The organism is Parvimonas micra, assembly GCF_037482165.1.
In the GTDB taxonomy this organism is placed as follows: domain Bacteria; phylum Bacillota; class Clostridia; order Tissierellales; family Peptoniphilaceae; genus Parvimonas.
Map to the genome: position 1 here is coordinate 1,396,204 of NZ_CP148048.1, position 12,311 is coordinate 1,408,514.

A 12,311-nucleotide genomic window follows, 5' to 3' on the forward strand; every position below is an offset into this window, starting at 1 on the left:
ATACTTCAAGTGGTTTTAAAAAAATAACGACTTTTCTCTTATATTATTCAACAATTGTAGAATTTATATATAAATTTTTAATATTTAGATTAAAATATATATTTTTTCACCTACCATTATATATATATATATATATTATGTCAAGTGATTTTAATAATTTAATATAAATAATCTCTATATTATATAAAAATTTAGAATAATAAATTATTATACAAAAAAAAATTGGGATTATGCTTCCCAATCTTTTCTTTCTTTTTATCAAATATTAACTTTTAAGAAACTATTTCTTTCTCTTTCTTCTATATCTGATCTTCATTCCTCCAAGTGCCCCAGCTGATAATCCTAGTAATACTGTATATAATCCTGTATTTACTCCATATCCTGTCTTTGGTACTTGTGGTCTTGGTCTTAATGGTGTTGGATTTGTAGTTTCATTTGTTTCATAATTATTATTTCCATCAACTACATTTGCCTTGTTTACTATCTTTTCGCCATTTACATCAGAATTTACTTTTACTTTGAAAGTAACTTCGAATGTTTCTCCATCTGCTACCTTTTCCTTAGTCCAAGTAATTTCTCCATCTTTGTAAACTCCGTTATTATCTGCAGAACCTTCTACATATGTTGTATGTTCCGGAATTCTATCCTTTATTACAACCTTTTGTTCCTTACCTGTTGTATTCTTGTAAGTTACTTTGTAAAGTAATTCTTGTCCTGCTTTTACTCCCTTACCATCAATACTTGTCTTATCATCTTTACTATCAAAAACATCTTTTACTGGTTTTGTTGGTGTTGGGTTTGTAGTTTCGTTTGTATCAAAGTTGTTACTTCCATCTACTACATTTGCTTTGTTTACTATCTTTTCACCATTTACATTATCATCAACTTTTACCTTAAAGCTAACTGTTAAAGTTTCTCCATCTTCTACTTCTTTAACCCACTTTATTGTTCCATCTTTTTCTTTTCCATCATTATCTGCAGAAACGAATTTTGTATGTTCTGGAATCTTGTCAGTTATTGTTACAGTTTGCTTACTTCCAGTTGTGTTCTTGTAAGTAATTTTGTAAAGTAATTCTTGGCCTGCTTTTACTTCATTGCCATCAATACTTGTCTTATCATCTTTACTATCAAAAACATCTTTTACTGGTTTTGTTGATGTTGGATTTGTTGTTTCGTTTGTATCAAAGTTGTTACTTCCATCTACTACATTTGCTTTGTTTACTATCTTTTCGCCATTTACATTTTCATCTACTTTTACTTTGAAAGTAACTTCGAATGTTTCTCCATTAGCTACTTTTTCTTTTGTCCAAGTGATTTCTCCATCTTTGTAAATTCCGTTATTATCTGCAGAACCTTCTACATAAGTTGTATGTTCTGGAATTCTATCCTTTATTACAACTTTTTGGTCTTTTCCTGTAGTATTTGTATAAGTAACTTTATAAAGTAATTCTTGGCCTGCTTTTACTACTTGTCCATCAATACTTACACGATCATTTTGTGGTTCAAATACATCCTTTACTGGCTTTGTAGGTGTTGGATTTGTTGTTTCATTTGTATCAAAGTTGTTATTTCCATCAACTACATTAGCTTTGTTTAAAATCTTTTCGCCATTTACATTGTCATTTACTTTTACTTTGAATGTAACTTCAAATGTTTTACCATCAGCTACTTTTTCCTTAGTCCAAGTAATTGTTCCGTCTTTATATACACCATCATTATCCGCAGAAACAAATGTTGTATGTTCTGGAATCTTATCAGTAATAGTTACTGTTTGTTCTTTTCCAGTAGTATTCTTGTAAGTAATCTTGTAAAGTAATTCTTGGCCTGCTTTTACTTCATTACCATCGATGCTAGTTTTGTTATCGCTAGGTGCAAAAACATCTTTTACTGGCTTTGTAGGTGTTGGATTTGTTGTTTCGTTTGTATCAAAGTTGTTACTTCCATCAACTACATTTGCCTTATTTAAAATCTTTTCGCCATTTACATTGTCTTTTACTTTTACTTTAAATGTAACTTCGAATACTTCTCTATCAGCTACTTTTTCCTTAGTCCAAGTAATTGTTCCATCTTTATATACACCATCATTATCTGCAGAAACAAATGTTGTATGTTCTGGAATCTTATCAGTTATTGTTACTTTTTGTTCTTTTCCAGTAGTATTCTTGTAAGTGATTTTGTAAAGTAGTTCTTGGCCTGCTTTTACTTCATTACCATCAATACTTGTTTTATCATCTTTACTATCAAAAACATCTTTTACTGGCTTTGTAGGTGTTGGATTTGTTGTTTCATTTGTATCAAAGTTGTTATTTCCATCAACTACATTTGCTTTGTTAAGAATCTTTTCGCCATTTACATCATCATTTACTTTTACTTTGAAAGTAACTTCAAATGTTTCACCATCAGCTACTTTTTCTTTAGTCCAAGTAATTGTTCCATCTTTATATACACCATCATTATCCGCAGAAACAAATGTTGTATGTTCTGGAATCTTATCAGTTATTGTTACTTTTTGTTCTTTTCCAGTAGTATTTGTATAAGTAATCTTGTAAAGTAGTTCTTGACCTGCTTTTACTTCATTACCATCTATACTAGTTTTGTTATCGCTAGGTGCAAAAACATCTTTTACTGGCTTTGTAGGTGTTGGATCTGTTGTTTCATTTGTATCATAATCATTATTTCCATCAACTACATTTGCCTTATTTAAAATCTTTTCGCCATTTACATTATCTTTTACTTTTACTTTAAATGTAACTTCGAATGTTTCACCATCTGCTACTTTTTCTTTAGTCCAAGTGATTGTTCCATCTTTGAAAATTCCGTTATTATCTGCAGAATTTTCTACATAAGTTGTATGTTCTGGAATCTTATCAGTTATTGTTACTGTTTGTTCTTTTCCAGTAGTATTCTTGTAAGTAACCTTGTAAAGTAGTTCTTGGCCTGCTTTTACTTCATTACCATCAATACTAGTTTTGTTATCACTAGGAGCAAAAACATCTTTTACCGGCTTTGTAGGTGTTGGGTTTGTAGTTTCATTTGTATCATAACTATTGTTTCCATCAACTACATTTGCTTTGTTAAGAATCTTTTCACCATTTACATTATCATTTACTTTTACTTTAAATGTAACTGTTAAAGAATCTCCATTTTCAACATCTTTAACCCACGTAATAGTTCCAGAATTTTCTTTTCCATCATTATCTGCAGAAACGAATGTTGTATGTTCTGGAATCTTATCAGTTATTGTTACTGTTTGTTTCTTTCCAGTAGTGTTTGTATAAGTAATCTTGTAAAGTAGTTCTTGGCCTGCTTTTACTTCATTACCATCTATACTTGTCTTATCATCACTAGGGCTAACTACATCTTTTACTGGCTTTGTAGGTGTTGGATTTGTTGTTTCATTTGTATCATAATCATTATTTCCATCAACTACATTTGCCTTATTTAAAATCTTTTCTCCATTTACATCATCATTTACTTTAACTTTGAAAGTAACTTCGAATGTTTCACCATCTGCTACTTTTTCTTTAGTCCAAGTGATTTTTCCGTCTTTGAAACTTCCGTTATTATCTGCTGAACCTTCTACATAAGTTGTATGTTCCGGAATCTTATCAGTTATTGTTACTGTTTGTTCATTACCAGTAGTATTCTTGTAAGTAACTTTGTAAAGTAGTTCTTGACCTGCTTTTACTTGGTTACCATCTATACTTGTCTTATTGTCGCTAGGTGCAAAAACATCTTTTACTGGTTTTGTTGATGTTGGGTTTGTTGTTTCGTTTGTATCATATTTATTATTTCCATCAACTACATTTGCTTTATTTACTATCTTTTCACCATTTACATCAGCTTTTACTTTTACTTTAAATGTAACTTCAAATGTTTCTCCATTAGCTACCTTATCTTTAGTCCAAGTAATTGTTCCATCTTTGAAACTTCCGTTATTATCTGCTGAATTTTCTACATAAGTTGTATGTTCTGGAATCTTATCAGTTATTGTTACTTTTTGTTCCTTACCTGTAGTGTTTGTATAAGTAACTTTATAAAGTAACTCTTGTTCACCCTTTACAACTTGTCCATCAATACTGATACGATCATTTTGTGGTTCAAAAACATCTTTTACTGGTTTTGTAGGTGTTGGGTTTGTTGTTTCATTTGTATCATAATTATTATTTCCATCAACTACATTTGCTTTATTAAGAATCTTTTCACCATTTACATTATCATTTACTTTTACTTTGAAAGTAACTTCAAATGTTTCACCATCTGCTACTTTTTCTTTAGTCCAAGTAATTGTTCCATCTTTGAAAACTCCATTATTATCTGCTGAGTTTTCTACATATGTTGTATGTTCTGGAATCTTATCAGTTATTGTTACTGTTTGTTCTTTTCCAGTTGTATTTGTATAAGTAACTTTGTAAAGTAGTTCTTGACCTGCTTTTACTTCATTACCATCTATACTTGTCTTATTGTCGCTAGGTGCAAAAACATCTTTTACTGGTTTTGTAGATGTTGGGTTTGTTGTTTCATTTGTATCAAACTTATTATTTCCATCAACTACATTTGCTTTGTTAAGAATCTTTTCACCACTTACATTATCATCAACTTTTACTTTAAATGTAACTTCGAATGTTTCGCCATTAGCTACTTTTTCTTTAGTCCAAGTAATAGTTCCATCTTTGAAACTTCCGTTATTATCTGCAGAATTTTCTACATAAGTTGTATGTTCTGGTATCTTATCAGTTATTGTTACTTTTTGTTCCTTACCTGTAGTATTTGTATAAGTAACTTTGTAAAGTAATTCTTGACCTGCTTTTACTTCTTTACCATCAATACTAGTTTTGTTATCACTAGGAGCAAAGACATCTTTTACCGGCTTTGTAGGTGTTGGATTTGTTGTTTCGTTTGTATCGTAACTATTATTTCCATCAACTACATTTGCTTTGTTAAGAATCTTTTCACCATTTACATTATCTTTTACTTTTACTTTGAATGTAACTGTTAAAGAAGCCCCATTTTCAACTTCCTTAACCCACGTAATAGTTCCACTGTTTTCTGTTCCATCATTATCTGCAGAAACAAATGTTGTGTGTTCTGGAGTTTTGTCAGTTATTGTTACTGTTTGTTTCTTTCCAGTAGTATTTGTATAAGTAATTTTGTAAAGTAATTCTTGGCCTGCTTTTACTTCTTTACCATCAATACTTGTCTTATTTTCTTTACTATCAAATACATCTTTTACCGGCTTTGTAGGTGTTGGATTTGTTGTTTCGTTTGTATCATAACTATTATTTCCATCAACTACATTTGCCTTATTTAAAATCTTTTCTCCATTTACATTATCATCAACTTTTACTTTGAAAGTAACTGTTAGAGAATCTCCATTTTCAACATCTTTAACCCACGTAATAGTTCCGCCATTTTCTGTTCCATCATTATCTGCAGAAACAAATGTTGTGTGTTTTGGAGTTTTATCAGTTATTGTTACTGTTTGTTTCTTTCCAGTAGTGTTTGTATAAGTAATTTTATAAAGTAATTCTTGTCCTGCTTTTACTTCTTTACCATCGATACTTGCACTGTCATCTTTGCTATCAAAAACATCTTTAACCGGCTTTGTAGGTGTTGGATTTGTTGTTTCGTTTGTATCGTAACTATTCTTTCCTTCAACTACATTAGCTTTATTAAGAATCTTTTCGCCATTTACATTGTCATCAACTTTTACTTTAAATGTAACTTCGAATGTTTCTCCATTAGCTACTTTATCTTTAGTCCAAGTGATTTCTCCGTCTTTGAAAACACCATTATTTGTAGCTGATCCCTTTACAAATGTTGTATGTTTCGGAATCTTATCCTTAATTACAACATTTTGTTCTTTTCCAGTAGTATTCTTGTAAGTAACCTTATAAAGTAATTCTTGTCCTGCTTTTACTTCGTTACCATCGATACTTGCTTTATTGTCTTTGCTATCAAAAACATCTTTTACTGGCTTTGTTGATGTTGGATTTGTTGTTTCATTTGTGACAAAACTGTTTTTTCCTTCAAGAACATTTGCCTTATTTAAAATCTTTTCTCCGCTTACATTGTCATCAACTTTTACTCTAAATGTAACTTCAAATTTTTCGCCATTAGCTACTTTTTCTTTAGTCCAAGTAATTTCTCTGTCTTTGTAAACACCATTATTATCAGCAGAGTCTTTAACATAAGTTGTATGTTCAGGAATCTTATCAGTTATTGTTACATCTTGTTCTTTTCCAGTTGTATTTGTATAAGTAACTTTGTAAAGTAGTTCTTGTCCAGCCTTTACTTCGTTACCATCTATACTTGTACTGTCATCTTTGCTATCAAAAACGTCTTTTACTGGCTTTGTTGATGTTGGGTTTGTAGTTTCGTTTGTTTCGTAATTGTTATTTCCTTCAATAACATTTGACTTATTAAGAATTTTTTCTCCACTTACATTATCATCAACTTTTACTTTAAATGTAACTTCGAATGTATCTCCATTGGCTACTTTATCTTTAGTCCAAGTAATTTCACCATTTTTATAAATACCGTTATTATCTGCAGAGTCTTTAACATAAGTTGTATGTTTTGGAATCTTATCCTTTATTACAACCTTTTGTTCTTTTCCAGTTGTATTTGTATAAGTAACTTTGTAAAGTAGTTCTTGACCTGCTTTTACTTCTTTACCATCGATACTTGCTTTATTATCCTTACTATCAAATACATCTTTTACTGGTTTCTTTGGTGTAAATACTTTTACTGGTTTTGATTCAACTTTATAAACATTGTTTATATTGATATCAAATTTATTTTCGTATTTTGTTCCTTCTTTTGTTACCTTACCTGTAATTATAGGTGAAGTTACTTTTGCTTCTTTTGTAAGGTCTCCGTTTATTTTTTGTAATAAACTTTCCTTTGCTGTAAATTTAAGAACTCTTGTTCCTTCTGTATATTCTACATTATAATCAACATTCTTAGCTTGAGTTCCTGCTAAATCAAGTTCATAACCTTCAGGTAATGTATCAGTAAAAACTAAGGATTTTATTTCTTCATGTCCTTTTGGAAAAGCAGAAGTATTTAATTCAAAATTTACTACTGAACCTGTTTTTACTACACTATTATTTATATCTTGATTATTTTCATTAAGCACTTTCTTTTCTACTTGTGATTTTACATAAAGCACACTGTAGTGATAAGTAACTTTTGTATCCGGTTTTTGTGGTTCTTCTGGTGGTGTAGGTTTAGTTGGCTTATTTGGTTCCTTTGCTTTAATTTCAGGAATACCAATCGCACGAACTTTACCATTTAAAGAATACCAAATGTTAGGTTTTTTACCTTCTTTATTATCTTTATTTGGAACTATAGGACCATAATCTGGACCATCTAAAATTTTTGTAGCAGAAGCTGCCCCAAGTGTAATATAATTTTTACTACCTTGTAATCTAACTACACCAGCACCATACCATGAATTTTCTGCATCAGCAGTATCCCAACCTGATCCAGGTTCACTTGGACGTTTATACATAGAATGTTTACAACCACCTTCACCTTGTTTAAAGTTCAAGCTTTCAGTTGCATAAATCAAATTACGTTTTGTATCTTCGCCTACTGTTGAACCGGAAATTTTTACAAATTGTCCTGGCATATAATCTTTAGCAAGCTCTATAGAATTGTGTTCACGGTTAAGAGATGCGACTGACATTAACGCATCTTGAAATTCAACTGGATTTCCATCTTGATCATAAAAAGTGAATTCATTTTTAACAAAAATGGAAGTATCTTTTTCAGTGTCGCCTGTGTAAGCAGATGCGAATATCCCAAGTGTTGGGTCTGTAAAGATTCCTAACCATGCCTTAGTATTCTTAAAAGCTGAGTCTGAAGTTAAAGTATATTTAAAAACTATTTTTGAGATTTTTTTACCATTGTAATAAGTTTTTTGAAGGTTTGTATATGTGGCTGTTACACTTTGTCCCTTTTGTAATAGAACTGTTGCCCATTTTACCGTACCATTATTACTAACAGTAGTTTTCCATGAAGATTTATTGCCGATATTTCCATACAATTCCGTGTTATTTATAATACCACCGGCAGCTTCCAAATCTTTAACACTCATATCATCTAATTGCAATGTTTTTTCTGTATATTTAGGTGTCTTACTAAATGCCTTATCAACTGCATTAGCTGATACATAACTTCCTTGATTCTCAGATAGAGTTAACTTTGCATCTGGCTCTGAATCATATACAAGTGTTTTAGCATATGGAGAAGACAAAAATCCAGGATTATCTTTATTCTTTTTGTAGTCTTCTAATGCCTTTTCCATTTCTTTTTTTTCTTTTTCGTATTGCTTTTGAAAATCATCATACTCTTTTAAGTATTTTTTATAATCTTCCTCATATTTAGCTAAATCTTTATCATATTGTGCTTTTTTCTTATCGTATTCTGCTTTTTTAGCATTATACTCATCCAATTTAACTTTTGTTTCTTTAATTTTTTTAATCTGAGCTTTATAATCAGCATCAATTTCCGCTAATTTAGCATTAGCCTCTGCATTAGAGCCAACAGAACCCTTATCTACTACAGAATCTTCTGTAATATCTAACCCAGAATCCTTTGCTTCCTTTACAGCTTTATCCAACTCAGTTCTATCAGCTTTTACTTCTATTCCCTTAATTGGATCTGCTGCATAAGCCTGAGATGCGATTGGCATAATCAATGAAACTATTGCCATTACCGATACAAGCTTATTAATAAATTCCCTTTTCTTCACTATTCAATCCCCTTTCCATAAGAAATGTTTTTTTAATAATTGCTTTTTAACTATAATTTTTAAAAATCTCAAAAATTTTCTAACATTCTAAATAATATTTAATAAAAAATGTTACCTCTTATATTTTATCACAAATAACAACAAATGTCTACATTTTTAAGGCTTAAATCGTTTGAAATCATGTATTTTTAATAATTTATATATAAAAACCATAAAAAAGAACTTAGTTTTTACTAAGTTCTAATTTTTGTAGAACAAAAAAGTTCCCAAAAACCCATCCAACACAAACATCGCAGAAGGGTGAATTAATTTTATCCTAAAATTTTTAATTAAAAGCCTAAATATAAGAAATATAGACCTATAAGTAAAATTATTATTCCAAAAACTATTTTTACAATATCAGAAATTTTTCCGTAAGATTTATTTGACATTACTTTTCCTACAAATCCTGTACTTGTTCCTGCAATAATTACTAAAATACTGTTACCTATTGAATATAGCAAGAATAGTAATACTCCCCAAAGTAAACTTCCTTTCGAAGCAACAATCGCAAGTAATGCAACTAAAATTGGAGTTGAACAAGGACTTGAAAACAAACCTGCCATTATTCCAACTACCAAGGCTCCTATATATCCAGTCTTTTTACTTTTATTAGTCAAAATTTTACTTGGAACTACATTTATTATCTCCCATGTTTGTAATGCCATTAAAATCATAACAACTCCTAAAAATATATTCCAAAGTTGTCCTGATTGATTAAAAATCTTACTAAGTAAAGCTGCTAAAACACCTAAAGTTGTATAAGTTATTGCCATTCCAATGGCGAATACAACAGAAATTTTAAAAGCTCTTTTAGTGTCATCTTCTTTTGTACCAGTCATAAAACCAATAATCAAAGGAATTGATGCAAGTGAGCAAGGTGAAATAGAAGTTAGTATTCCTCCAAGTAATGCGAGGATTGGAGCTAAGATACCAAAAGATTTCAATCCTTCTCCAATGATATTCTCTAAATTATTTAACATTCTTCAACATCTCCTCAATAACTTGCTTTAATTCTTCATACTTAACAACACCTTCTGATCCACCAAATTTTAACTCGCCAGTTTTCTTATCTTCATAAGCAACATAACTTATTTTCTTCGCCAAATCTCCCTTTGCTTCATAAGGTGTTCCATCTGCATTGAAGTAAAATAAAGTAGGTGTTACTCTTACAGGAAATTGTGATGCAAATGCTTGTTGTTTTCTAAGGTCAATAGTTTTTATTATTACTTTATCTTTATATTCTTTTCTCAGTTTTTCCAAAACTGGGTGCTGAACAGCACAAGCATGTCATCCATTTTGGCTAAAGTCTAAAATCATTACTTTTTTTTGACTTTTTAGACTTTCTAAAGTTAGATTCTCATCTGAATTAGAGTTTTTAGAATCTGAACTGTTTTTGTTGTCGTTACTACTATCATTTTTATTGTTATTGTTATTAGATTTGTTTTCTGTGATAGCATTATTTTTGGAGTTTTCATTACTATCATCTTTATTGTTTTTATTCATATAAAAGTTTTTAAAAATGAAAATTCCAAAAACTATAACGAACACTGAGCATAAAACTGCAATCTTCTTTTTCATAGTTCTCTCTCCTTTTAGAATTTGATAAAATTATACCCTCTAATAAAAATGAATAATCATAATCAAGAAGAAGTATGATAAAAAATTTTCTATTTTCTTTAAATTTAGTTCATATGACTGTAGAAATTTTATTTGATTATTTGCAAGCAGGGATATTTAGGAGATATTGTATCATTGTACACAATGACTCCGTCAGACCTACTTTTGTTTTGATAGCACGGAGCCTTAGGAGATCTCTCCACTCCGTTTCACTCCGGTCGAGATGACGTATAAGAAAATATCTTCGTTTCATAGCTAAACGTTAACAGTAAATAAACTTCAAATTGTCTTTATAACTATAGTAGAACAAATAAAAATCTACATCATAGTATTTTAAAAATATAAATAAACTAAATAATTCACGTCATATCACTTGGAAAAGAAAATCTTCCCAACACGTCATCTCGACCGAAATGAGTGAAACGAATGAAGTGGAGAGATCTCATAGTTTTGCTTGTTTACAAGCAAAAGTAAATGTATCGCAGATACATAAACTACAAAAATCCAATATTTAATTAAATTTTGGTAGTTTTTCCAAACAAAAAATAGGCTATCCGCCTATTTTAAAGTTTTCTAATTGTATTTCATTTAATCCATCTTGTTTTTCTTGTTTTCTAATATTTTCAGTTATTAAATTTTGGATTTTATCGATTGAATTTTCTAATTTCTCTCCTCTTATCAACTCACTTGCTACAAGTGAAGAAAATACATCACCCGTTCCACAAATTTTTATATCAATTTTTTCACTTTCAAACCATTTTATCGAGTTTTCGCAAAAATACAGAGTATTAAGTTTATTCTTTTCTTCAAAACTTTTGATTAAAATTCGTTTTGATCCCATTTCAGATAGTTTTTTTGCAATTTTTTCTATATCTTTTCTTTCTATTTCAGAAAATATTTTGTTGTATTCTGTTAATAAAATAGCCTCTGTGAGATTTGGTGTTACTATATCTGCAAAATTCAAAAGTTCTCTATAAAAAGCTATTTGTTTGACTGTTGTACCAGAATATTTTACTCCATTATCTCCAAGTATTGGATCTAAAATGACTTTCCCTTTAAAATTTTGTAAAATTTCTTTTATTATTACAAAAACTTCATCATTATCAATAAATCCAATATAAATTGCATCAACTTTCTTAATTTCAATGACTTTTTGAACTATTTCAGAGAAATTTGGAATATTAAAACTGATATAATCCTTATAACTCATATTAGATGAGAATATTTTGGTTGGAACTCCAAACACTTCATGACCATTTTGTGTTAATACTGAAATATTTGCTTTTAATGCCATATTTCCAACTACACAGTAGTCATTAAATACTAAAATTCTCATTTATCTTATACTCTTTTTCAAAATTGGCTTTAAAGCCTTTACCAATATAACAGCAATTAAAACTCCAACGACTGCATTAACTGATGAAGCCCATAATCTTTGTAGCCCTTTTGCAATTGCTCCTGCTTGTGGTAATCCTTTAACATAAATATCAGATATATAACTTTTAGATAAATATAAAATTACATAAGTGACAGCTCCTGTTATTGAACCTATTAAATTTTTCTTAAAGTCTTCTGCTTTTGCTCCGTTTGAGTATGCGATTTTACCACATATGAAAGCCATTAAAAATTTAAATGTAAATGTAAATGGTGCAGAAGGTAGATAAATTGGATTTATTAAATCAAAAATTGCTGAGCCCATACCAGATGCAAGACCGCCTGCAAGAGGTCCTAATAAAAGTCCACATAATAGGCAAAATCCATTTCCGATATGTACTCTAGTTGCACTTGCTCCAAGTGGTATTTGGATTTGGATTTGTGAAGCTACAAAAACAACCGCTGCCATTACTCCTATTAATGTTATTTTTTTAATACTTAATTTGTTTTCCATATA

The 12,311-nt window shown here is 29.9% G+C and carries 5 protein-coding genes and 1 pseudogene; all 6 read right to left on the reverse strand.

Going from position 1 to position 12,311, the window contains the following annotated elements; translation table 11 throughout:
- Positions 1-280: 280 nt before the first annotated feature.
- The 6 genes and pseudogenes from WFJ11_RS06795 to WFJ11_RS06820 all read right to left on the reverse strand — a co-directional run bounded on the left by WFJ11_RS06795 (position 281) and on the right by WFJ11_RS06820 (position 12,308).
- On the reverse strand, positions 281-8,722 hold the full coding sequence (locus WFJ11_RS06795; RefSeq protein ID WP_338817289.1) for a GbpC/Spa domain-containing protein: 8,442 nt from the start codon (positions 8,720-8,722) through the stop codon (positions 281-283).
- A 368-nt stretch (positions 8,723-9,090) separates the two neighbouring features.
- The gene (locus WFJ11_RS06800; RefSeq protein ID WP_338817290.1) at positions 9,091-9,783 is read right to left on the reverse strand and encodes a cytochrome c biogenesis CcdA family protein; all 693 of its coding nucleotides are present in this window, start codon (positions 9,781-9,783) and stop codon (positions 9,091-9,093) included.
- Positions 9,773-10,072, reverse strand: a pseudogene (locus tag WFJ11_RS06805) (thioredoxin family protein); the annotation flags it as partial. The pseudogene WFJ11_RS06805 and the gene WFJ11_RS06800, both read right to left, overlap by 11 nt.
- Before the next feature lie 18 nt (positions 10,073-10,090).
- Positions 10,091-10,381, reverse strand: a complete 291-nt coding sequence (locus WFJ11_RS06810; RefSeq protein ID WP_425334773.1) for a hypothetical protein — start codon at positions 10,379-10,381, stop codon at positions 10,091-10,093.
- Positions 10,382-10,970: 589 nt separating this feature from the next.
- On the reverse strand, positions 10,971-11,756 hold the full coding sequence (locus tag WFJ11_RS06815) for a bifunctional hydroxymethylpyrimidine kinase/phosphomethylpyrimidine kinase (protein ID WP_338817291.1): 786 nt from the start codon (positions 11,754-11,756) through the stop codon (positions 10,971-10,973).
- Positions 11,757-12,308 (reverse strand): ECF transporter S component, encoded by a 552-nt coding sequence (locus WFJ11_RS06820; RefSeq protein ID WP_338817292.1) that lies wholly within the window; start codon positions 12,306-12,308, stop codon positions 11,757-11,759. It lies immediately after the preceding gene.
- Between the last annotated feature and the right edge of the window lie 3 nt (positions 12,309-12,311).

Bases quoted from the DNA above. Each gene is read 5' to 3' on its own strand.
- WFJ11_RS06795 (WP_338817289.1), bottom strand. From the start codon at position 8,722: ATGGCAATAGTTTCATTGATTATGCCAATCGCATCTCAGGCTTATGCA.
- WFJ11_RS06800 (WP_338817290.1), bottom strand. From the start codon at position 9,783: ATGTTAAATAATTTAGAGAATATCATTGGAGAAGGATTGAAATCTTTT.
- WFJ11_RS06810 (WP_425334773.1), bottom strand. From the start codon at position 10,381: ATGAAAAAGAAGATTGCAGTTTTATGCTCAGTGTTCGTTATAGTTTTT.
- WFJ11_RS06815 (WP_338817291.1), bottom strand. From the start codon at position 11,756: ATGAGAATTTTAGTATTTAATGACTACTGTGTAGTTGGAAATATGGCA.
- WFJ11_RS06820 (WP_338817292.1), bottom strand. From the start codon at position 12,308: ATGGAAAACAAATTAAGTATTAAAAAAATAACATTAATAGGAGTAATG.